This window comes from Paenibacillus mucilaginosus 3016 (genome assembly GCF_000250655.1).
Taxonomy (GTDB): Bacteria; Bacillota; Bacilli; order Paenibacillales; family NBRC-103111; genus Paenibacillus_G; species Paenibacillus_G mucilaginosus.
The window spans coordinates 6290926-6312736 of the sequence record NC_016935.1 but is presented as its reverse complement, the minus strand read 5'-3'; the positions used below and the strand labels follow the sequence as shown (position 1 = coordinate 6312736).

At 60.7% G+C, this 21811-nt stretch carries 16 protein-coding genes and 5 pseudogenes; 16 read left to right on the top strand and 5 right to left on the bottom strand.

From position 1 onward, the window contains the following. The first annotated feature begins 17 nt into the window (after positions 1-17). The 3 genes and pseudogenes from PM3016_RS25865 (at position 18) to PM3016_RS25855 (ending at position 2268) form a co-directional block, all read left to right on the top strand. Positions 18-1137 (top strand): annotated as a pseudogene (locus PM3016_RS25865) (aminopeptidase). A gap of 118 nt (positions 1138-1255) precedes the next feature. Further along, positions 1256-1504, top strand: coding sequence for an HPr family phosphocarrier protein (locus tag PM3016_RS25860; protein WP_013917596.1), 249 nt, complete (start codon positions 1256-1258; stop codon positions 1502-1504). A gap of 476 nt (positions 1505-1980) precedes the next feature. Continuing rightward, complete coding sequence (locus PM3016_RS25855) at positions 1981-2268, top strand: Fpa/YlaN family protein (RefSeq protein WP_014371489.1); 288 nt, start codon at positions 1981-1983, stop codon at positions 2266-2268. A gap of 40 nt (positions 2269-2308) precedes the next feature. Here PM3016_RS25855 and cax read toward each other — a convergent pair whose 3' ends face one another. Further along, a complete protein-coding gene (cax, locus tag PM3016_RS25850; RefSeq protein ID WP_013917594.1) occupies positions 2309-3364 on the bottom strand; it encodes a calcium/proton exchanger in 1056 nt (351 codons plus the stop codon). Positions 3365-3565: 201 nt separating this feature from the next. On the opposite strand from cax, the gene PM3016_RS25845 reads away from it, so the two are divergent. Continuing rightward, complete coding sequence (locus tag PM3016_RS25845) at positions 3566-3958, top strand: Asp23/Gls24 family envelope stress response protein (RefSeq protein WP_013917593.1); 393 nt, start codon at positions 3566-3568, stop codon at positions 3956-3958. 55 nt (positions 3959-4013) lie between these two features. Here the strand turns inward: PM3016_RS25845 and ftsW are convergent, their stop codons facing one another. Beyond that, complete coding sequence (gene ftsW, locus PM3016_RS25840; RefSeq protein ID WP_014371488.1) at positions 4014-5201, bottom strand: putative lipid II flippase FtsW; 1188 nt, start codon at positions 5199-5201, stop codon at positions 4014-4016. Positions 5202-5214: 13 nt separating this feature from the next. Next, complete coding sequence (locus tag PM3016_RS25835; RefSeq protein ID WP_013917591.1) at positions 5215-5562, bottom strand: YugN family protein; 348 nt, start codon at positions 5560-5562, stop codon at positions 5215-5217. A gap of 249 nt (positions 5563-5811) precedes the next feature. Between PM3016_RS25835 and PM3016_RS25830 the strand changes: the two are divergent. The 4 genes and pseudogenes from PM3016_RS25830 (at position 5812) to PM3016_RS25815 (ending at position 11235) form a co-directional block, all read left to right on the top strand. Next, a pseudogene (locus PM3016_RS25830) lies at positions 5812-6995 on the top strand (amidohydrolase). A gap of 150 nt (positions 6996-7145) precedes the next feature. Then, positions 7146-7571 carry a CBS domain-containing protein gene (locus tag PM3016_RS25825; protein WP_013917589.1) on the top strand — a complete coding sequence of 142 codons (426 nt, stop codon included), beginning with the start codon at positions 7146-7148 and terminating at the stop codon, positions 7569-7571. Positions 7572-7751: 180 nt separating this feature from the next. After that, positions 7752-8919: pseudogene (locus PM3016_RS25820) on the top strand (Gfo/Idh/MocA family protein). Between the two features lie 420 nt (positions 8920-9339). Further along, positions 9340-11235: an arginine--tRNA ligase gene (locus PM3016_RS25815; protein ID WP_014371487.1), complete on the top strand. Its 1896-nt coding sequence runs from the start codon at positions 9340-9342 to the stop codon at positions 11233-11235. A 200-nt stretch (positions 11236-11435) separates the two neighbouring features. Here the strand turns inward: PM3016_RS25815 and PM3016_RS25810 are convergent, their stop codons facing one another. Further along, complete coding sequence (locus PM3016_RS25810; protein ID WP_013917586.1) at positions 11436-12026, bottom strand: thermonuclease family protein; 591 nt, start codon at positions 12024-12026, stop codon at positions 11436-11438. A 201-nt stretch (positions 12027-12227) separates the two neighbouring features. Here PM3016_RS25810 and PM3016_RS25805 point away from each other — a divergent pair, with 201 nt between their 5' ends. From PM3016_RS25805 to PM3016_RS25795, 3 genes are all read left to right on the top strand, one after another. Beyond that, positions 12228-13919 (top strand): DNA repair helicase XPB, encoded by a 1692-nt coding sequence (locus PM3016_RS25805; RefSeq protein WP_013917585.1) that lies wholly within the window; start codon positions 12228-12230, stop codon positions 13917-13919. Next, the gene (locus PM3016_RS25800; RefSeq protein ID WP_014371486.1) at positions 13916-15949 is read left to right on the top strand and encodes a helicase-associated domain-containing protein; all 2034 of its coding nucleotides are present in this window, start codon (positions 13916-13918) and stop codon (positions 15947-15949) included. The genes PM3016_RS25805 and PM3016_RS25800 overlap by 4 nt, the downstream gene beginning before the upstream one ends. A gap of 87 nt (positions 15950-16036) precedes the next feature. Further along, positions 16037-16483, top strand: a complete 447-nt coding sequence (locus tag PM3016_RS25795) for a YlbF/YmcA family competence regulator (protein ID WP_014371485.1) — start codon at positions 16037-16039, stop codon at positions 16481-16483. A 9-nt stretch (positions 16484-16492) separates the two neighbouring features. On the opposite strand, the gene PM3016_RS25790 is transcribed toward PM3016_RS25795, so the two are convergent. Beyond that, positions 16493-17518: an asparaginase gene (locus PM3016_RS25790; RefSeq protein ID WP_013917582.1), complete on the bottom strand. Its 1026-nt coding sequence runs from the start codon at positions 17516-17518 to the stop codon at positions 16493-16495. A 92-nt stretch (positions 17519-17610) separates the two neighbouring features. On the opposite strand from PM3016_RS25790, the gene PM3016_RS25785 reads away from it, so the two are divergent. From PM3016_RS25785 to galU, 5 genes and pseudogenes are all read left to right on the top strand, one after another. Continuing rightward, on the top strand, positions 17611-17877 hold the full coding sequence (locus tag PM3016_RS25785) for a YlbG family protein (RefSeq protein WP_013917581.1): 267 nt from the start codon (positions 17611-17613) through the stop codon (positions 17875-17877). Between the two features lie 417 nt (positions 17878-18294). Further along, positions 18295-18696 carry a hypothetical protein gene (locus tag PM3016_RS25780; protein ID WP_013917579.1) on the top strand — a complete coding sequence of 134 codons (402 nt, stop codon included), beginning with the start codon at positions 18295-18297 and terminating at the stop codon, positions 18694-18696. Positions 18697-18855: 159 nt separating this feature from the next. Then, a pseudogene (locus PM3016_RS25775) lies at positions 18856-19768 on the top strand (selenium metabolism-associated LysR family transcriptional regulator). A gap of 97 nt (positions 19769-19865) precedes the next feature. Continuing rightward, positions 19866-20718, top strand: a pseudogene (locus PM3016_RS25770) (PHP domain-containing protein). Further along, entirely contained in the window at positions 20715-21590 is an 876-nt protein-coding gene (gene galU / locus PM3016_RS25765) for a UTP--glucose-1-phosphate uridylyltransferase GalU (RefSeq protein ID WP_013917576.1), read from the top strand. Before PM3016_RS25770 ends, galU begins: the two are co-directional and overlap by 4 nt. Positions 21591-21811 lie beyond the last annotated feature (221 nt).

Here is a 21811-nt window from a genome sequence, read left to right as displayed (position 1 = left end):
AAAGGAGACGATGGCAGATGCGAGATCCTCGGCTGGAGCAGCTGGCCCGCAATTTGGTGGAGTATTCCCTCGATGTTCAGAAGGGGGAGAAGGTGCTGATCGATATGATCGGCTCCGAGCGCGAGCTGGTCAAATGTCTGGTGGAGCAGGTGTACGCACGCGGAGGCGTGCCATATGTGGAGCTCATCGATCCGTCGGTCCGCGCGGCCGTCCTCAAAGGGGCGACGCAGGAGCAGATCGAACACTGGACGCAGATGGACCTGCTGCGTATGAAGGACATGAACTGCTATATCGGGGTGCGCGCCGGCGAGAACGTCAGCGAGATGTCCGATGTGCCCGAAGAGAAGATGAAGCTGTATTCCCAAATTTACAGCAAACAGGTGCATCTGGAGCAGCGCGTCAAAAAGACCCGGTGGGTCGTGCTGCGCTATCCGAACGCTTCCATGGCACAGCTGGCGGGGATGAGCACTTCGAAGTTCGAGAACTTCTACTTTGACGTATGCAATTTGGATTATGCCAAAATGTCGTTAGCCATGGATCCGCTGCAGGCGCTGATGAACCGGACCGACCGGGTGCGGATCGTGGGGCCGGGGGCGACGGGACATCTCCTTCTCGATCAAGGGAATCGGCTCGGTCAAATGCTGCGGCAAACGCAACATCCCCGACGGTGAGGTATACTCCGCTCCGGTGCGGGATTCGGTCAACGGGACGATCGCTTACAACACGCCGTCGGTTAGCGGAGGCGTCACCTTCGAGAACGTCACGTTCCGGTTCGAGAAAGGGCGGATCGTGGAGGCGACGGCGAACGACACGAAGCGGCTGAACCAGATTCTCGATACGGACGAGGGGGCCAGGTACATCGGGGAGTTCTCGCTCGGCTTCAATCCCCATATCCTGTACCCGATGAAGGATACGCTGTTCGACGAGAAGATTGACGGCAGCCTGCACTTCACGCCCGGCCAGGCCTACGAGCAGGCGGACAACGGGAACCGTTCCTCGGTTCACTGGGATCTCGTGCTCATTCAGCGTCCGGAGTTCGGCGGAGGGGAAATCTACTTCGACGATGTGCTCATCCGCAAGGATGGTAGATTCGTGATTCCGGAGCTCGAGGGGCTGAATCCGGAGCATCTGAAATAGCCGGGACCCGCGTCCGGCGGGCGAATTTTTGCCCTTGCATGTTAACCTTTTCCAAGGTATCATAAGGAAGAAAGCGATTTATTTGACGATTATTCAACCGACGCATGGAGGGATTTGTATGGCTAACGCAAACAATGCAGCAATTGTGGAAATCTCACAAACCGCTAATAAATTCAGATCGTCTATCGTTCTTCAGTACGATAACAAGTACATCGACGTGAAGAGCATCCTCGGCCTGTTCACGACCCTCCTGACAACGAGCAATTATGACCTGCACGTGCATGGTCCGGATGCGGAAGAAGCCAAGGCGGCTATGGCGGAAGTATTCCAGAAGCATGGTCTGACGATCAACAGCATTCAGGACTAATCACCTGGATTCCGGTTTTCAGCGTACATAGGAAGGCACTTCCGCATCGGGCGGAGGTGCCTTTTTTCACTATCAGAACGTATAACTCGCACATGCCCGTTTCTATCATCTAATCGTCCGTAAAGGGGGCGACGAAGCTGTTTATCTTGCATCGGGGGGCGGCCATGGTGAAGGGAGGTCTGCCGGCAAGGATCGGTTCTCGGATGCCGATGGTTTTCCCGTGGTGATGCGCCCGATTCAGCCGGGCAGAGCAGACCCCGATGTCCATGGGTTCCCCCCGGCCCGGGCTCTCTATCGTTCTTGCAGCGGCGGACGCAATATCTATTCAGACGACTTGTGTATTCGCCGGGTTTCGACTAAAATTAAACGTATGGAGCGTGAATGCAGCCATTCACGGATTTCGGGAGAACCGGAGGGCGAACACGGGCCGGTACGCTGCCGGGTTTCGCTTCAGGAGTATACAGGGGGGAAGCATCATGTCGTCAGATGTGCTGCTCAGCTTGTCGCAGAAAGCGCTGCAGCTGCTTCAGGAAGATGCGGACAAGATCGAGAAGCTGATCGAAGTGCAGATGGAAAACTTAACTACGCGCAAATGTCCTCTGTATGAAGAGGTGTTGGATACGCAGATTTACGGCCTGTCAAGAGAGATCGATTTTGCCATCCGGGCGGAATTGGTTCAGGAAACCGCCGGCAAACAGATCCTGGTGAAGCTGGAGCGCAACTTGGCAGCGCTGTATGAGGCCATGAGCCAAAATAAAGAGTAACCCCTCAGGGTTACTCTTTTTTGTTGCCCTATGGAAGCTGTTAGACGAGGTAGAAGGCGATCCCGATAATGAGGTAGACGACGAGCAGCAGCACGCCTTCATACCAGGTCGTATTGCCGTCCCGGGAGATGGAGGAGGCGATGAACGCCGCCACGCCTATGGCGACGAGCTCATAGGTGGTGAACACGAGGTCCATCGGATTGCCGAAGAACAGGGACAGCAGCACGAGCAGCGGGGCTACGAACAGGGCGATCTGCAGCGAGCTGCCGATGGCGATCTCGATCGCCGCCCCCATCTTGTTCTTGCGGGCCATCAGAATGGCGGCGCTGTGTTCGGCCGCGTTGCCGACAATGGCGATCAGGAAGGCGCCGACGAACAGTTCGGATAAGCCGAATTGATGACTGAACTGCTCCAGGGTGCTCACGAGCCACTCACTCTCGAAGGCTACCATGACGGTAGCGAGAATCAGAAAGGCCACCGACATCCCTTTGGACCAGGCGGGTTCCCCATGCTCGACGACTTCGTCGGCAAGCTCGTTCTTATGGGTGACCATGGAGAAGTACAGCCACAGCAGGTAGGCGACAATCAGAATGCCCGAGACGATGACGCTGAGCTCTTCATTCTCCAGCGTGGTCAGGCTTCGGGTGAAGGCGGCCGGGATGAACAGAGCGATCACCGCGAGCAGCATGAGCGAAGAATTATGGCCCGCGAGCTTGACGTTGAAGGTTTGTTCCTTGAATTTGAGACCGCCTAGCAGCACGCTCAGCCCTAAGACGAGCAGCATGTTCCCGATGATCGAACCGGTGATGCTCGCTTTGACCACCTCGAAAGCTCCGTTCCTGACCAGGAAGATGGCGATAATCAGCTCCGCCGCGTTCCCGAAGGTGGCATTGAGGAAGCCGCCGAGACGCTCGCCGGCATAGTGGGCGACGCTTTCCGTCGCTTTGCCGAGAAAGCCTGCCACAAAGATGACGGCGACGGCGGAAATGAAGAATTGCACCGTTGGACTGAAGGCAGGTTCGCCTATGTAGTGGGCCACCGCGCTGAGCAGGAAGCTCAGTACCAGACCGATGGTGAATCCGTAGCGTTTGATCATGTGATTCCCCCCTCTAAATGTAAAGTATTCCCTGAAAGTCGAGCTTCAGGCCTATAATAATATACCCACATTTCACCAGGTTGCCAATGATAATATGGAAGACTTTGTCCGGGGGTACCACCTGTCCGCTTCCGCGTTACATTTGCTTTCAGCAACTCTTCTTATTACAATAGAGCTATAATCCTTGAAGGAGTGATCCTCTTGAGCGAAGAATTACAAACGGGTCTGATCCGCATTTCGGATGATGTCGTGGCGACCATTGCAGGACTGGCTGCACTGGAGACGCCGGGGATTGCCGCCATGTCGGGAGGCATCTCGGAAGGACTGGCCAAACGCCTGAGCGGGAAGAACGCACAGCGCGGCGTGTCGGTGGAAGTCGGCCAGGTCGAAGCGGCGATCGATCTGCGGGTGATCGTGTCGTACGGCAGCAAGATTCAAGAGGTATGCCGCGATCTTCAGGAGAATGTGCGGGAAGCGGTAGAGAACATGACGGGCCTGTCGGTGGTGGAAGTGAACGTGAAGGTGGAGGGCGTGGCCTTCCGCGATGAGGAGACGCCGGCACCGGTCGAGGACCCGCTGCACCGGGTGAAGTAAGGGCCATACATAAAAAAAGAGAGCCGGAAGGGCTCTCTTTTTTTGTAGCGGCCGATCAGCCGCCCCGGGTAAAATAGCCCGCGGCGCTGCGGTGGGTGACGCTGGTGGAGCGGCGAACTTCCTGTTCCGGCTTGTTGTACTCGCGCGAGATGCTGAGCAGCATGCCGATGCCGATGAGCGTCGTGAGCATTGATGTGCCTCCATAGCTGATCAGCGGCAGGGTGACCCCGGTCATCGGGATCGTGTTCGTCACACCGCCGAGATTGATGAACGCCTGGACGCCCATCATGCTGACGATGCCGACACCGACGAGCGTACCGAAGGGATCCTGGCAGCGCAGGGCGACAACCAGTCCGCGCAGCAGGAACGCGAGATAGACGAGCAGGAAGAGCGTGGCGCCGATGAAGCCCAGCTCCTCGCCGATGATGGCGAAGATAAAGTCGTTATGGGCTTCGGGCAGGTAGTGAAGCTTCTGGATGCTCTGGCCGAAGCCCGCACCTGTCCACCCGCCGTGGCCGAAGGCGAAGAGGGAATGGACCAAGTGGTAGCCAGACCCCCGTTCATCCGAAAAAGGATTGAGATAGGCGGTGAGCCGGGCGATTTTGTAGTTTCCCGGATCGGCGGTCAGGACATAAAAGGACACCACCATGACGACAAAGACCAGCCCTGCTCCGCCAAGATAAAGAACATGCCTCATGTTGGCGCCTCCGACAACAATGATAATGGCGGAGGCAAGGAGGATGATCATCGTGGACCCGAAGTCGGGCTGCATCATGATCAGCATCGAGATGAAGCCGATGACAAGCAGAGGAGGAACGAGTCCCCGCTTGAATTCCTGGAATTTCTCACCCTTCTTGGTGATGATGGATGCCAGATAGATGATGACGGCCAGCTTGGCGAATTCCGTAGGCTGAAGGGTAAACCCGCCCGCAATCTTGATCCAGCTCCGCGCTCCTTTGTCCGCGCCCGCTCCAATAAGAGGGACCAGGAGGAGGAGAATGACGACGACAACGAAGAAGGGCAGCAGCCATTTCTTGAACTTGCGGTAGTCGACATTCATGCAGAAGAACATGGCCACCGTGCCGAGACCGACAGCGAGCCCCTGGCGGAAGACCAAGTACCAGGGATCATCGTTGCGGAAGGCCATTCCCGCGCTGAATACAAAAGCCAGACCGAAGCAGACCAAGGAGAACGTCAAGAACAGCAGGAAAAAATCGGGCGTTCCTCTTCGCTGTGGGGTCATAAGCGGTCCCCTGTTACGAAGTCAGCTTCGTCTTCAGCTGGGCCAGCTTGCTCGTCGCTTCTTTCATAATGTAATCCGGAATTTTGGCCTGGTAGTTCACGCCGTGCGGGAACGTGCCTTGTCCGATGTACACGTCTTCGATATACAGAATCGCATGCGGGGATTCGAGCTTGCCCGTTTCAACACGCGTGTTGATGCGGAGGTAGAAGTCATTCTGGGAATCTCTATCTTTGAGCTGAAGATCGTAAGTGGCCCGGTAGTATTCCCACTGCCACCGTACGAAGCCGAGCTGCTCCATGGATTGGTCGAGGTGAGCCAGATCGCTCTTCAGTCCTTTTAATCCGCTGTTTTCAATGATCACTGTAAAACCCTCCTAATATATGTATGCCTAGCATTCCATAGCTTCCCAAAACCCTTTATTCATGATAGTATGTTTCCCTTCGCAGTGCAAGCCTAATGCAGACGGGCCGAATCCGCCCTCTGGCAAAGTTTGAAATTCCTGTGACGCCCGGAAGGTGCAAAGACAGCGGCGGATTTGTTAAAATAATTCTACTGAGCGAAGTACCATATGAAGTGCCATATAAAGAACGTTGGAGCGGAGGCCATAGCCATGAAATCAATGGAACAAACCCTTATGTCGGCAGTGCCGGATATGATCGAATGGCGGCGCCATCTGCACCGCAACCCCGAGCTCTCGTATCAGGAGTCGGCGACGGCCGCCTTCGTGGCGGAGAAGCTGCGGAGCTGGGGACTGGAAGTGCGCGAGAGCGTCGGCGGGGGTCACGGGGTCATCGGCATCCTTCAAGGGACCGCAGACGGACCGACCGTCGCCTTGAGGGCCGACATGGACGCGCTGCCGATCCAGGACGAGAAGACGGCGGAATACGCCTCGCAGGTGCCCGGCGTCATGCACGCCTGCGGGCACGATGCCCATACGGCGGCCCTGCTGACCGTGGCCCGGACGATGAGCTCGCACCGGGACCAGGTGGGGGGCCGCGTGGTCTTCTTATTCCAGCCCGCCGAGGAGACGACGCCGGGCGGTGCGCTCCCGATGATCGAAGCGGGCTGCTGGACGGCGTGGACGTCATCTACGGCATTCACCTGTGGACCCCGCTGGAGACGGGGGCCGTCTCTTCACGGCCCGGCCCGTTCATGGCCGCGGCGGATGAGTTTACCTTGACCGTCAAGGGGCGCGGGGGCCACGGGGGGCTGCCGCACGAGACGGTGGACAGCGTCTACGTAGCTTCCCAGCTCGTCGTGAATCTGCAGTCGATCGTCTCCCGCAGCACGGACCCGACCCAGCCCTGTGTGGTCAGCGTAGGCTCCTTCCACAGCGGAACCTCCTTCAATGTCATCGCCGAATCGGCGGCGCTGAAGGGGACGGTCCGAACCTTCGACAGCCGCATCCGCCTGGAGGTCAAGGACCGCTTCGAAGAGATTGTGCGGCAGACCTGTGCGATGTACGGAGCCGAGGTCCAGATCGACTACCGGCTCGGCTACCCGCCGGTGGTGAATCATGCCGGAGAAGCGCAGCGGTTCGAACGGGCGGCGGCCGGCGTATTCGGCACGGAACAGGCGCGCTATTCCCCGCTGATCATGGCCGGAGAGGATTTTGCCTACTATCTTGAGCGGATTCCCGGCTGTTTCATGTTCGTGGGCGCGGGTAATAAGGAGCGGGGCATTGTCCATCCGCATCACCATCCGCGGTTCGATATCGACGAGCAGGCGATGGTGAATGCTGCCAGGCTGTTTCTTGCGGTGACCGAAGATTATATGAAGGAACACCGCGGCTAGCAGCCTTTCCCGATATGTAACAGCCGGAAGGCGCATGGGGAGAGCGTGCGGGGGAGAACCTATTCCTGCAGCAGGCCCTGGGGACGATGATAACCCCCATTACTCTGCGCAGCCGGAGGCTGCCATCTTCTTTTGGGAGGGAATACAGCCATGAGCAAATCGCTTCGTGAAATCATGACCACCGATTGTGCGGTAGTGACACTTCAGGACAACATCTTTGAGGCGGCAGTCAAGATGAAGCAGGAAGACACGGGCTTCATCCCTGTCGTTGACGGACGCAAGCTGATCGGCGTGCTGACCGACCGTGACCTGGTTATCCGGGGATATGCCGAGAAGCATTCCGGTTCCACGGCCATCTCGGAAGTGATGAGCGGCCGCGTCGTTTCCGTAGGACCGGAAACCACGGTCGATGAAGCGGCGAAGGTCATGGCCAAAGAACAGATCCGCCGTCTGCCGGTAGTGGAGAACGGCGAGCTGATCGGGATCGTATCGATCGGTGACCTGGCGGTCCGTAACAAGTATGAGGACGAGGCCGGACAAGCCCTCAGCCAAATTTCCGAAAAAACGCACTCCTAATTCATGAGTATAGCGGAACGTGAGCGTCCTTCCCCCGGGAGGGACGTTTTCTTTTTTGTCCTCATCCATTCTTGTGGCTGGTATCGTGCAGCGTATAATAAAAGGAAAGGCCGGACGGAACCAATACGGCTTGAGCCTGAAGCCGCCGTACGGCACTCTTATGCGGAGAGGCGGGAGACAATGGATTCGGTGCGCATCGGAATAGTGGGACTCGGCAATATGGGCCGGGGGCATGCGGGTTACTTGCTGCAGGGGGAAGTGAAGGGGGCGGAGCTCACGGCGGCGGCGGATCTGGACCCGCAGCGTCTGGAATGGGCCAAGGCACAGTAGTGGGGACCGGGTGCAGCTGTTCTCCGGACTTGACGACTTTTTTGCTTCGAAGAGCTTCGACGCTGTGCTGATCTGTACGCCGCATTACGATCATCCGCCGATTGCAGTTCGTGCCTTTGAGCACGGCTATCATGTGCTGGTGGAGAAACCGGCCGGCGTGTATACGAAGCAGGTGCGGGAGATGAATGAGGCCGCGGCGCGCTCGGGCAAAGCCTTCGGCATCATGTACAACCAGCGGACGAATCCCTTGTACCGGAAGCTCCGCGATCTGGTAACCTCCGGGGAGCTCGGCGAAGTGCGGCGCACGAACTGGATCATTACGACCTGGTACCGCTCCCAGAGCTACTATGATTCGGGCGGCTGGCGGGCCACCTGGGCCGGCGAAGGCGGCGGGGTGCTGCTGAACCAGGATCCCCATCAGCTTGATCTCTGGCAGTGGACCGTGGACATGATGCCGAAGCGGGTGAGGGCCTTCTGTCACTTCGGCAAATACCGCAGCATTGAGGTCGAAGACGATGTTACCGCTTACGTCGAATATGAGAACGGGGCGACCGGGCTTTTCGTCACGACAACGGGGGAAGCGCCGGGGACCAACCGCTATGAGGTGACCGGCGACCGGGGCAAAATCGTCATCGAAGACGGCAGGCTGACCTTCTGGCGGCTGACGATCCCGGAGCCGGAGTTCAATCGCAATTTCCGCGGAGGCTTCGGCCAGCCGGAGTGCTGGAAGTGCGAGGTGCCGGTGGAATCGTCCGAGGGGACGCAGCACAAGGGCATCACGCAGAACTTCACGGATCACATTCTCCACGGCACTCCGCTGCTGGCTCCGGGGGAGGAAGGCATCCGGGGCCTCACGCTCTCCAACGCGATGTACCTGTCCTCGTGGACGGACGGCTGGGTCGACCTGCCGATCGATGAGGAGCTGTTCCATGCGAAGCTGCAGGAGAAGATCGCTTCCTCGACGTACAAGAAGGTGACCCGGGAGATCAAGGATATGGATGTCGGCGGGACGCATTAGAGGCGAGGGCCCGAGTCAAGCTTGCGATAACGATAGGAGATAAGGATAGGCAGGGCGGAAAATTAGGCTTGAATATGGAGGACCTTCCGGGATATACTGTATAAAATTATTCATACCACAACGTCTGGGATGGGAAGAGTAGCCGCCGATCGAACGTCCAAGCGAGCCGGGAGGGTGGGAGCCGGTACGGGAGCGGAGGGTGAAACGGGACCCGGAGACGGTCTGCCGAGTCAAGGCTTTTCGGGTAGGCAGATCCGGCGGAAGCCGTTATTCCTAACAAGCGGTTATAGGCGCAGCAGCGCGTATAGCAACAAGAGTGGTACCGCGAGTGTGTGTCACAGCCCTCGTCTCTTAGGAGACGGGGGCTTTTTGTATTTGTACTCTGGGGACACAGCCATTATCGAGAAGGAGGGAACAGGCATGGTGATCGGAACATTGAAGCAGGCGGTAAGCCAAAGCGTGCAGGAAATGCTGGAGGAGGTGATGGGCCGGCGCCGCGAACCGGCGGAGTTCCGGGTCGAGCCGCCCTCCCTGCTGGAGCATGGCGATTACTCGACGAATGCCGCCATGGTGCTGGCGAAGGAGCTGCGGATGCCGCCGATGCGCCTGGCCGAACGCCTTGCGGTGAAGCTAAGGGAGAACGGACTCGCCGGTGGGCTGATCCGTCAGGTGGAAGCCGTGCCCCCGGGCTTCGTCAACTTCCGGCTGGACTGGAAGAAGTGGGCGGAGGAGGAAGGGCAGGCACCCGCCGACCCGGCCCAGCCGGAGAAAATCATCGTCGAGCACACGTCGATCAACCCGAACAAATCTGCACATATCGGCCATCTGCGCAACGCGGTCATCGGCGATACCCTGGTGCGCCTGCTGCGGAGAACCGGCTGCATCGTTGAGGTTCACAACTATATTGACGACCTCGGGAACCAGCTTGCCGATACGGTGGTTGGCCTCCTTCATACCGGGCTCAGGGGGGAGCATGCAAGGTTCGGGGACTTCTGCTGGGATGCTTATGCCTGGGTCAACCGGGAATACGCGGCGCGGCCTGCACTCGAGGAAGAACGCACGAAGGTGCTGCATGCGCTGGAGGAAGGGCAGTCGGCCCTCTCCTGGCTCGGCCTTCTGACCGCAGAGAAAATAGTCCGGGAGCAGCTGCAGGAGATGAAGCGGTTCGGCATCGGCTACGACCTGCTCGTCTGGGAGAGCAGCATTGTAAAGCGGGGCTTTTGGAAGGCGGCATTCGGTCTTCTTCAGCAGACGGAAGCCTTCCGGAAAGTAAAGGAAGGGGCACAGGCCGGCTGCTGGGTGCTTCAGCCGGCAGGGGAGACGCAGGAGGAGGCGGAGGGCGATTCAGCCGATGCCGGCTATCAGGCGGCCAAGGTGCTCGTACGCTCGAACGGCATTCTCACCTACACGGCCAAAGACATCGCCTATCATTTGTGGAAATTCGGCCTGCTTTCCGAGGATTTCCACTATGCTGCCTTTGACGGGGAGGTCAGCACCACCCACGGAGCGGGGGAACAGGAAGGGGTCTTCGGCCGAGCCGACCGGGTCATTAACGTCATCGACTACCGTCAAGCGTACCCCCAGGCGGTGGTGAAGCAGTCGCTGGAGGCGCTGGGCTACCCGGAGCAGGCGGGCCGCCTGCATCACGTAAGCTACGGCGTCGTCTCCCTGAGTCCGGCCGCGGCCCGGGAGCTTGGAGTCGATACGTCGGACGGCAGAGCCTCCTATGCGATGAGCGGCAGACAGGGCGTCGGCATCCGGGCCGCCGACCTGCTGCAGAGGATGCAGGGGGTTATCGGACAGGAGCGCGGGGAGCGGGAGGGGCTGCCCGCCGAGGAGATTGCCGCTGCGGCGATCCGCTACTATCTGCTCCGCTTTCATCTCGCCACCGAGGTAGTGTTCGACCTGAAGCAGGCAACGGAGCTTACCGGGAACACCGGAGTCTATGTGCTCTACGCTTATGCGAGGGCCGCATCGCTGCTGGCCAAGGCGGCGGAGGATTCCGTGGACGAAGGCGCCTCCGCACGGCCCGGGGTGTTCCCGGAGGTGCCGGAGCCCGCGGAGCATGCGCTTCTCAGGCAGCTGAGCCTGTGGGAGGATACGCTCCGCACGGCGGCGGCAGAGCTGGCTCCCCACCAGATATGCACCTATGCCTACGAGCTCGGTGCCAGGTTCAACACCTTCTACAGTGCGCTGCCGATCCGCAGCGCCGGCGAAGAACAGCGCCGGTTCAGGCTGTGGCTCACCCGGCGCTTCAAGATGACGATGGGCGAGGCGCTGGAGGTGCTTGGGCTGCCTGCTCCGGAGCGTCTGTAATCATCAGTCGGATATGTACGGATTGCGAATGAATCGCGGTCAAACACACGAAGGAGAGGCGGCCCGCCTCTCCTTCGTGTGTTGATATGGATGTCAGATGCCGAATGCTGTGTTGAAGGCCGGGGGATATGGATGCCCATAGCCATAGGCTAATCTATCCCTCCGACCTCAAGGCCGAACTACCCGGCCCCGGTACCGTCCTATTTCTTCTTTGTGCCGCTCTCTTTCGCCTGGGCCGGGTCGCCCCAGAGGCCGCGCTTTGCCTTCCGAGCCTCCTTCTCCGCATCGAGGAAGAGGTCCTGGAACATCACGTTCGGCTGGATTGTCATCGTGTTCGCGTAGCCCTCGCGCACAAGCGTTTCATTGAACATGACGCTCTCTCCCTGGATGAACACGTAGCGGAGCAGCCGGCCGTACTTGTCCTTGTCTCCGGTGTCGGCGAAGAGGTAGACGCTTTTGCCGGTCAGCCTGCCTTTGGTGAAGGCGCTCGCCTGCTTGCCGTATGGCTGAATGGGGCTGCCCGGCTTCACGGTTTCGGGCGTATTGACGCCGATGAGCCGGACCTTTTCGCCGGCTGAGGTTTCGAAGGTATCGCCGTCCACCACCCGCTTCACCTCCGTCAGCGTGACAGGCCTCCCTTGGAGATCGGGGTAGGCCTTGTAGATGGCGGGATCGGCCGCGTCGGCCGCCGGCTTCGAACCGCAGGCGCCAAGCAGCAGCACGAAGGCGCAGAGCAGGAGGAGACGGACGGCAAGGTGCCGAGTACGGGGGTTGAAGTAAAGTTTATGCATGATGCCCTCCTTCCACAAACTTGTCATTGTCCTATGCCGGACATGCAGGAATCTCCATTGTAGCGCCGGCGGCGGCAGGCTGCAACGGTACCGCTCACCGGAGGGGGATAGGCACCCGCATGTTTAAACTCGGCGGGGAACCCTCATACTAACAGTATCTGTCAATACACTTATATGGTTAAAAAGTTGGGAGGGAGCCCCATGCAGTTTCACAAGGACCGGCCTCTCGTCATCCAGAACGATTTCTGTATTCTCCTGGAAACGCGCCATCCCTCGTTCGAGGAAGTGCGTGCGGGCCTGTCGCGCTTCGCCGACCTCGTCAAATCGCCGGAGAACATCCACACCTACCGTATGTCCTCGCTGTCGCTGTGGAATGCCGCCGCGGCGGGCATCACGGTGGAGGAGATCACCGATTTTCTCGAGAGGTGGGCGAAGTTCGGCATTCCATCCGCCGTCAAGACCGACATCCGCCGCTTCGTGGAACGGTACGGGCTGGTCCGCATGGAGCGGACCGGCGAAGACCTGCTGCTGATCTCGGACGATCTCTCGGTGATCAAGGAGATGGTGATGTACAAATCGCTGCGTTCCTACGGCCTGTGCCAGGTGGATGCGCGCACCCTGAGATTTTCGCCGAAGTACCGGGGACTGCTGAAGCAGGAGCTGATCAAGCTGGGCTTTCCGGTGGACGATCAGGCCGGGTACTCCCGGGGCGAAGAGCTGCCGATCCGCCTGCGGGACGGGGGGGAGGAGAGCCCCTTCTCCCTGAGAGCCTACCAGCGGGCCGCCGTCGATTCGTTCTACCGGGAAGGAGGCACGCAGGGAGGGAGCGGCGTACTCGTACTGCCCTGCGGCGCCGGCAAGACCGTCATCGGGATCGCGGCAATGGGCAAGCTCAGCTGCGCCACGCTCATCCTTACGTCGAACAGCACCTCCGTCCGGCAGTGGAAGCGGGAGATTCTCGACAAGACCGATGTCACCGAGGATATGGTGGGTGAATACACCGGCACCCAGAAGGAAGTCCGGCCGATCACGATCGCCACGTACCAGATCCTGACCCACCGCAAGTCCAAGGACGAGCCGTTTACCCATATGGAGCTCTTCAATAAAAGAGATTGGGGCCTCATTGTGTACGACGAGGTGCACCTTCTGCCGGCCCCGGTGTTCCGGGTGACGGCGGACATCCAGGCGACGCGGCGTCTCGGGCTCACCGCCACGCTGATCCGGGAGGACGGCATGGAACAGGACGTTTTCTCGCTCGTGGGACCCAAGCGCTACGAGATGCCCTGGAAGGACCTCGAATCGCAGGGGTGGATCGCCGCCGTCGAGTGCGTCGAGCTGCGCGTGCCGCTGCCGGAGCGGGAGATGGAAGCGTACCGCAGCGCTTCGCCGAGGGAGCAGATGCGCATGGCGAGCATCAATCCGGCCAAGCTGGATCTCGTCTGCCGGCTGGTCGAGCAGCACAAGGGCGAGCAGATTCTGATCATCGGCCAGTATCTCGAGCAGCTCCATGATCTCGGCAGCCGGACCGGCATTCCCGTCATTACCGGGTCCATGCCGAGCGAGAAGCGGGAGGAGCTCTATGACGCTTTCCGCAAAAGCGCCATCCAGGAGCTCATCGTCTCCAAGGTGGCCAATTTTGCCGTGGATCTGCCGGATGCCGCGGTTGCCATTCAGGTGTCGGGCAGCTACGGCTCCCGCCAGGAGGAGGCGCAGCGGCTGGGCCGCATTCTCCGCCCGAAGGCGGGGAACAATAAAGCTTACTTTTATACCGTGATCAGCGAAGATACCAGGGAGCAGGACTTCGCCCTGAACCGGCAGCTGTTCCTGATCGAGCAGGGCTACCGGTACCGGATGGAGGAAGGCACGGAACGGGAAGAGGAGGTGGCTCCATGAAGGTGGCGGAACTGGCTGCCCGGATGCCCAGAGAGCTCCGGGCCCGGATGGAGCGGGAGACGGTCTACGCCCCCTGGCTCCGCCGAGGCATGACGCTCGAGGAGCTCTGGACGGACAAGGTCGTGATGGAGACCGTATACAACCGGCTAGGGGCCGCCGAGCGGGAGGTGCTGCACGCGGTCGTCCGCCGGGCGGCCTGCGAGCCCTTCGATGCCGGCGCGCTGGAGCGGGCCCTGCCCGGCCATCTCTCCGGGGCGGAAGCCCGGGCGGGGCTTGCCGGCCTGCTGCGCCGGGGCCTCGTGTTCGCGTTCCGCAAAACCTGGGGCGAGCATACGTACCTGCTGCCGTCGGACGGCTTTGCGATGTGGCAGGATGTGCTGTTTCCCGGGCTGCCGGAAGGGCTCGGACAGGGCGCGCTGTTCGCGGATGCCGATGGCCTTGGGGGCAGCGGAGTGGGGCTCGGAGGAGAGCTCTTCGGCGTACTGGCCGCCGCGGCCCAGCAGGGCCTGAAGCTCACCAAGCACGGGACGCTGCACAAGAAGCAGATCGCGAAGCTGGCGGAGGGTATCCGCTTCGAGCCGGGCAGGCTTGCGGGCGCCGGTCTGAAGTACGCTTACGGCGATACTTATCCGCTCGAGCTGGCCGTACTTCTCGATCTGGCGCTGCGCCTCGGGCTGCTGGTCCAGGGGGACGAAGAGCTCATTCTTCGGACCGAAGGGCTGCAGAGCTGGCTGGCGCTGCCGGGAGCGGAGCAGGACCGCGTGCTCTACGGCTTGTGGCAGGGGCTGGCGCTGCCCGGCGGGGCCCCGCTGCAGCATGCGGTCCGGCTGCTCGAGAAGGTGCCGGAGGGCGTCTGGTTCCCGGCCGAAGCCGTCATCTCGGTGCTGCAGGACAACGGGCTGGCCGGAGGGGGCGAGAGCGCAGCGGAGCTGGCGGAGCGTCTCCGCGGCCAGTGGGTCGCGCCGCTGACGGCGTTCGGCTGGCTGGAAGAAGGCCGGACGCCGGCGGGTCTGACGGTCTACCGCTGGACCGCGCAGCCTTGGGAGGGCGGCGGGGAGGCCATGCCGGACACCGAGGAAGGGCAGTTCATGGTTCAGCCGGACTTCGACATTCTGGTGCCGCCGGACGTCTCCCAGGCGGTGCGCTGGGAGCTCGCCTGCCTGTCCGACCTGGCGTCCGCGGACCACGTCAGCCTCTACAAGCTGAGCCGGCAGTCGGTCCGCCGGGCGCTGGAGCACGGCCGCACAGCCGATGAGATCTGCTCTTTTCTGCGGGCGCATGCGATGTACGGCCTTCCCGAGAACGTGGAGCATACGCTGCAGCAGTGGGCGAAGCCCTTCGGCCGGACCCGGTTCGTCCAGGCGGTGCTCCTGCGCTGTGCGGATAAGGAGACGGCGGAGGCGGTGGCGAAGCTTCCGGGCGCCGGGCGTTATCTGGTGGAGAGCGCGGGGGCGAAGGACTTTATCGTCGAGGCCGGGGAGCTGAAGGGGTTCTCGGCGCTGCTCGAGAAGGCGGGCTTCATGGCCGGCCTGCCCCAAGGCAGCGGCGAAGAGGAGCAGAGAAGGTATCCGAAGCTCGAGCCGGCTTCCGCACAGGATGCCCGCAGCGTCTGGGCATCTTTGGAAGCGGCAGGCTCGGACAAGGGATTGATCTATTCGCGGCATTCGGTGGCCTGCTTCCAGATGGAGGGCAGCGTGCCGGAGACCCCCGATCTGTATCCGAGACTCGGGGAGATCCCGGCCGGCTGGCTCCGGGACTACCGGACCTATCACAGCTCAACCCGGCGGGAGATGGTGGAGAAGGCGATCGAGCTGAAGACCGCGCTCCAGCTGCGGCTGAAGGGCACGGACGTGAAGCTTGTGCCGCGCAAGATGCAGGAAACCCGGGGCACGTGGAGCGTCACCGGCTACGGCACAGAGCCCGGCGAAGGGGCGGCGGGTGGAAGCCGGGTGAGCGAAGAGATCCGACTGCTCGAAGGCGAATGGCAGGAGATGAAGCTGATTCTGCCGGGGATCAATGATAAATTTTAGCGTGAGGCAGGCGCGCGGCGAATATGGTATAATGGACTTGACCCCGCCATCTGATACCATGCGGGGGGAGAGGCAGGAATTCCCATTATGGCTATCATGGAACCGCAAACGCTGGACATGTCGGCGCTTCTGCTCGGATCGTACGAGCTGGCAGATTACATCAAACAGTCCGCCGAGACGGCGGAATATCTATATTGGAAAGAACGCAAGGACGCGGACCTGCAGGTGCGGGAGTTTGTGAAGGAATTTGCGAAGCGCAAAGAGCGCTTCGAGGAATGCGAACGGTTCGGACACTACCACCCGAACTATCACGAAGCGCTGGATGCGGTCAAAGAGGTGCAGGCGCGGCTGGAAGCCGTGGAGTCGGTCCGCCGCTTCATGGAAGCGGAACGGAGGCTGGACGAGCTGCTCTACGAGGTGTCGGAGATCATCGCCCGGTCCGTATCGGATACGATCAAGGTACCGTCCAACGACCCGCTGGCCAGCACCGGCGGCTGCTCTTCCGGCGGAAGCTGCAGCGGCAAGTGCGGCTAAAAAGCAGGCTTAGTGCCGGGTAAGGGTGAAGACCGGGCGGATCTCGCCGACCGTGTCACCGCGCCGGTTATATACCGGCGGCCGGCGGAAGGCCGCAAGCTTCTCCGCTTCTTCCGGGCGCAGAGCCCCAAGCTGGAGCAGCGCTTCGGCCGCCGCCGGATAGATGGCGCGCTCGGCGCCGTCTTCGATCTTGAGGGCCAGGCCCAGGCCGAGCTCGGGGATCGAGGCGGCATAGACGCCCTCCGCGCCGAATTTGCCGATGATCCGCCCGCCGGTGGCTTCCACCAGCGCCGTATCGAAGCGGGCGGTTCCGGCTACATAATAGGGCTGGTGCCGGATGCTGTCCACGATCCGGCGGCACGCTTCGGCCCGCTGCTCCGGCAGGCCGGCGGGGCTGCCCAGGCGGGCGTAAGCCAGCGCCAGCGCCGAGATCGGCATGCCGAATACGGGAACGCCGCAGCCGTCGATGCCGAGGGTGATGCCGCTCTGCGGCACCCCGCACATGTCGGCTACAGCGGCCAGCATCTTTTGCTGGACAGGATGCCCGGGATCGGTATACTGATGTATAGATACACCCATAATCTGCGCAAGAGCCAGCATGCCGGCGTGTTTGCCCGAGCAGTTGTTGTGCAGGGCGGTGGCCGGCTGTCCGCCGGCCTTTAGCATATCCGCGGCCGGTGCGAACATCGGCTCCTGCGGGCCGCAGCATAGAGCGCTTTCATCGCATCCTGCTTTCGCAAGAAGGCTTCGGGCGGTCTCGGTGTGCCGGGGCTCGCCGCCGTGCGAGGCGCAGCAGAGCGCGGTTTCCGCTTCGGTCAGCCCGAGCCTTTCGGCTCCGCCGGACTCTACGAGAGGAATCGCCTGCAGCAGCTTGGCGGCCGATCGGGCATACGTGTAATAGCCGGGGCTGCCGGCCGAGGCGATCAGGGTGCCTGCCGTATCGACCACGGCCAGGTGGCCGGCGTGCACGCTCTCGGTGAGAGGTCCGCGGGTGACTTCGATCAATTTTTCCGAATGGTGCTCTTGCAGCGGCATTCTTGCATTCACTATCCTTTCGCATTGCATCTCATACGCATGGCATTCTTGTCATTCATCGATTCCATTACGTCAGAAAGAAGGTTGGATCCATGTTTACCGAACGTACCGGAATCATCGTCTGGTTCAGTGATCTCAAGGCGGCCGGCAAGCAGCTGGAGAAGTACGGCAGCGTCCATTATATCTCTAAGAAGCTTCATTACGCCGCCATGTATACTTATGCGGACCGGCTGGAAGAGACCATGAAGCAGCTGCAGCGGCTGCCTTTCGTCAAGAAGGTGGAGCGTTCCTACCGCAACGAGATCAAAACTGAGTATAACAGTAATATTCCTGACAAAACAAGATTCTACACCTTGTAACGGGAGGGAGCTCCGGACGGCTCCCGCGGGATCATGCGGCATCCTTTATCCGGGATTGTACAGTATACGATTCGACCGGAGGAGGGTGCTGCGTCCCGGGCCTTGCCGAAGACGGACGAAATTCTGTAGTAAGGTGTCGAATGAACGGCTTCTGACCCAGAAGCCTTTTTGTCGTTTCCGCAGCGCCGGATTTTGCGGTGCCTTTGGTTTTGAATTCCCCGCCGCTGCTTGATTGGCAGCCTTTTCATAAATTTCGCCCGCCCTCCTTTCTAAAGTTTTTTTTATTTGATTATCTATGGGAATGGAGTAAAATGGATGTAAGGAACATTTCGTGTACATAGTACGAATGGACCATTTTCCTAGGAAGAGGGTTGTGATGTGCAAGGGAGCAGTTTCAACGGCCGGGAAAGAAAAAGCATGGGCACTGCATCGGTGCTCGGCGGCAGACCAATCTCCGATATTGTTGTCACTCACCATGCACGCAGCCGCTGGGCAGACCGCGTCGAGACCGAAAAAACCGGGTTTCACGATATTACCGCCTTCTTGTGGAATAAGCTGAAGTCAGACAGCATCCGTACGTACTACAAGAATGAAGAGGACGTGTTTTTGATCGATGACGATCTCGTTATGGTGGCGGAGTTCGCCCCAGTCGTGCAGGATCTCCCCTTGGGGGCCCCGCCGAGATACAAGATGATCGTCGTGACGTTCCTCGGGCGCATGTCCGAAACGATGGAACTTAGGGATCTTCGATCCTATTACTCATGGCTGCGGCATTCGAGAAGAATGACGCTCATCAAGAACAGCCGCAAACGCAAATAAGAGGGGCGCCGAAGTCCGGCGGCGGGGGCCAGCATGCAGGGGGAGCAGGCATCGCGTGTTCGGGTGGACTAGGAGCTTCAGGGGGTGTGCCGAGATTTCCGGCATGCCTCTTTGTTTTTTGCTATAATGGGGAAACCAAGCAAGCGGAGGATGTCTGTTATGGCGCTTAATTTTCACCAACTGCATATATTTCACACGGTTGCGGAGAAGGGGAGCTTCTCCCATGCGGCCCAGGCGCTGCACATGACGCAGCCGGCCGTCACCATGCAGGTGCAGTCCCTTGAGGATTATTTCGGGACGAAGCTCTTCGTCCGCTCGACGAAGCGGGTGGAGCTGACGGAAGCGGGAAGGGCGCTGCTGCCCTTCGCTTCCCGGAGCATCTCGCTCATGAAGGAGACCGACGCGGGCATGGCCCGGTTCACGCATATGCTCGAAGGCCGCCTTCATCTCGGCGCCTCGCTGACTGTGGGGGAGTACGTGCTGCCGCGGCTGCTCGGCCCGTTCTCGCAGGAGTTCCCGAATATCTCGGTATCGAATGAAAGTCATCAACACGAAGCAGATTCTCGAGGATGTGCTGAATCACCAGCTGACATTCGGCCTGGTCGAAGCGGAGGTGCATCACCCGGATGTCCATACGGAGCCGGTGCTGAGCGACGAGCTGACCCTCATCGTACCCAAGAACCACCCCCTGGCGGGCCAGGAGACTATCGGGGTGCAGGATCTGCTCCCGTACCCCTTCGTGCTCCGGGAACAGGGCTCGGGGACCCGGCGGGTGATGGAGGAGGAGCTGGCGCGTGCGGGCTGCGACCTCAGTTCGCTGAAGATCGTGATGGAGCTCGGAAGCACGGGAGCGGTGAAGTCCGCCGTCGAAGCGGGTCTCGGCATCTCGGTGATCTCCCAGTCTTCGGTGAAGCACGAGACCGCGCTCGGCGTGCTCGTCGCCAAGCAGGTGGAGGGCGTCTCGTTCGCCCGAAGCTTCCATGCCATCTACCTCAGTTCGACGCTGCTGCCGATCTCGGCGGTGACCTTCCTCAGCTTCCTGAGAGAGCGCGATCTCAGCCAGTGGCTGTAAGAAGCTCCGGTACGGATGGGAACGAAACATCAATGAACGTGGATCCGGGTCCATCGCTGTATTCATGACGACGATGCAAAAAGGGGGAAACGGCAGCATGGCATACGCCGATCTGCATACACATACGCTCGCATCCGACGGCACGCGGCCGCCGGCCGATAATGTGCGCCTGGCGGCTGAGGCGGGGCTTTCCGCCGTCGCCATCACCGACCACGATACGGTGGGCGGTCTGGAAGAAGCGCTGGAGGCGGGCCGTACGCACGGGATCACGGTCGTACCCGGCGTGGAGATCAGCACGGTAAGTGCCGGTGAGGATATCCATGTGCTCGGCTACTGGATCGATTACAAGAACGAGCGCTTCCTCGAACGCCTCGCGGGGGCTCCGCGAGGTGCGCGACCGGCGCAACGGGATGATCATCGAGAAGCTGCAGGCGCAGGGTCTCGAAGTGACGATGGAGGATGTGCTGGAGTCCGTCCGTTCGCTGAAGCGGGAAGGGGATACGGTGGGACGGCCGCATATTGCGGACGCTCTGGTGCGCAAGGGGTACGTGGCGAACATGGCGGAAGCCTTCGACCGCTACCTGGCCAAGGGCGCCGCGGCCTATGTCAACCCGCCGCGGATCACGCCGGCCGAGGCCGTGCGCTGGATCCGGGAGGCCGGGGGCGCCCCGGTGCTGGCCCACCCGGGCCTGTACAGCCAGGACGGGCTGATCGCCGAGCTGGCGGCCGAGGGGCTGGCCGGCGTGGAAGCTTACCACGCCGACCATACGCCGGAGCAGGAAGCGCATTATGAAGCGCTGGCGAAGAGGCACGGCCTGCTTGTGACGGCTGGCTCCGACTACCATGGAGAGCGCGGCGGGGTGGTCTTCCATGCGCCGGTGGGGGCCAGACGGATTTCTGCTGAGGTGGTCACTGAGTTATACAACAGAAGAGGAGAAACGACAGCATGAGAGTCCGAAAAGCAATCATACCGGCCGCGGGTCTCGGCACCCGCTTCCTGCCGGCAACGAAGGCGCAGCCCAAGGAGATGCTGCCGATCGTCGACAAGCCGGCGATTCAATATATCGTAGAGGAAGCGATGGCGTCGGGGATTGAGGATATCATGATCATCACCGGCCGCAACAAACGGGCGATCGAGGACCATTTCGACAAGTCGGCGGAGCTGGAGACGCTGCTGGAGATGAACGGCAAGGACGAGCTGCTGGAGCTCGTGCAGTCCGTATCGAATCTGGCGGATGTCCACTATATCCGCCAGAAGCAGCCGCTCGGGCTCGGGCATGCCGTGCTCTGCGCCCGCAAATTCATCGGCGACGAGCCGTTCGCCGTGCTCCTCGGCGACGATATCATCCAGTCGGAGCCGCCGTGCTTGAAGCAGATGATGGACCTGCATGAGCAAACTCACGCCTCGGTCATCGGCTGTCAGGAAGTGCCGTGGGATGAGGTCGACAAGTACGGTATCATCTCGCCGGCTTCCGGCGGTCAGGGGGCAGCCGCCTGGCGCCCGATCGAGGATCTCGTGGAGAAGCCGGAGAGGGATGCCGCTCCGTCGAATCTCGCGGTCATCGGGCGCTACATCCTGACGCCGGACATCTTCGGCATTCTCGAGGACAGTGTGCCGGGCCGCGGCGGAGAGATCCAGCTGACCGACGCGCTGCGCATCCTGAACCGCTACCAGCAGATGGCGGCCTTCCCGGTCCCGGGACGGCGCTTCGACGTCGGCGACAAGCTCGGCTACATCGAGGCGACCATTGAGATGGCGCTGCAGCGGGAGGAGCTGCGGGAACCGCTGCTCGAGTACCTTCAGCGCCGCATCAACGGGTAGCCAAGCGCGCCGAGGCCGTGGTTCCCCAAGGGAGCAGATAGCATACGCGAGGCTCCCGGTTGGAGGAAATCACCGCCGGCTCCGTCATGCTTGAGGCCTTATCCGCCGTAGTTCTTTTTTTATATCCGGTTCATCCCAAGATGCAAAACCCGAAGACCCGAAGCCTCCGGCTTCGGGTCTTTTGCTGCTTGATCCAATCTTCCGTTTTCTTCGTATCCAAA

Excerpts from the sequence above, each read along its gene's own strand:
- PM3016_RS25860 (WP_013917596.1), top strand. The coding sequence starts at position 1,256 with ATGGCTAACGCAAACAATGCAGCAATTGTGGAAATCTCACAAACCGCT.
- PM3016_RS25855 (WP_014371489.1), top strand. The coding sequence starts at position 1,981 with ATGTCGTCAGATGTGCTGCTCAGCTTGTCGCAGAAAGCGCTGCAGCTG.
- cax (WP_013917594.1), bottom strand. The coding sequence starts at position 3,364 with ATGATCAAACGCTACGGATTCACCATCGGTCTGGTACTGAGCTTCCTG.
- ftsW (WP_014371488.1), bottom strand. The coding sequence starts at position 5,201 with ATGACCCCACAGCGAAGAGGAACGCCCGATTTTTTCCTGCTGTTCTTG.
- PM3016_RS25825 (WP_013917589.1), top strand. The coding sequence starts at position 7,146 with ATGAGCAAATCGCTTCGTGAAATCATGACCACCGATTGTGCGGTAGTG.
- PM3016_RS25815 (WP_014371487.1), top strand. The coding sequence starts at position 9,340 with ATGGTGATCGGAACATTGAAGCAGGCGGTAAGCCAAAGCGTGCAGGAA.
- PM3016_RS25810 (WP_013917586.1), bottom strand. The coding sequence starts at position 12,026 with ATGCATAAACTTTACTTCAACCCCCGTACTCGGCACCTTGCCGTCCGT.
- PM3016_RS25805 (WP_013917585.1), top strand. The coding sequence starts at position 12,228 with ATGCAGTTTCACAAGGACCGGCCTCTCGTCATCCAGAACGATTTCTGT.
- PM3016_RS25800 (WP_014371486.1), top strand. The coding sequence starts at position 13,916 with ATGAAGGTGGCGGAACTGGCTGCCCGGATGCCCAGAGAGCTCCGGGCC.
- PM3016_RS25795 (WP_014371485.1), top strand. The coding sequence starts at position 16,037 with ATGGCTATCATGGAACCGCAAACGCTGGACATGTCGGCGCTTCTGCTC.
- PM3016_RS25790 (WP_013917582.1), bottom strand. The coding sequence starts at position 17,518 with ATGCCGCTGCAAGAGCACCATTCGGAAAAATTGATCGAAGTCACCCGC.
- PM3016_RS25785 (WP_013917581.1), top strand. The coding sequence starts at position 17,611 with ATGTTTACCGAACGTACCGGAATCATCGTCTGGTTCAGTGATCTCAAG.
- PM3016_RS25780 (WP_013917579.1), top strand. The coding sequence starts at position 18,295 with ATGGGCACTGCATCGGTGCTCGGCGGCAGACCAATCTCCGATATTGTT.
- galU (WP_013917576.1), top strand. The coding sequence starts at position 20,715 with ATGAGAGTCCGAAAAGCAATCATACCGGCCGCGGGTCTCGGCACCCGC.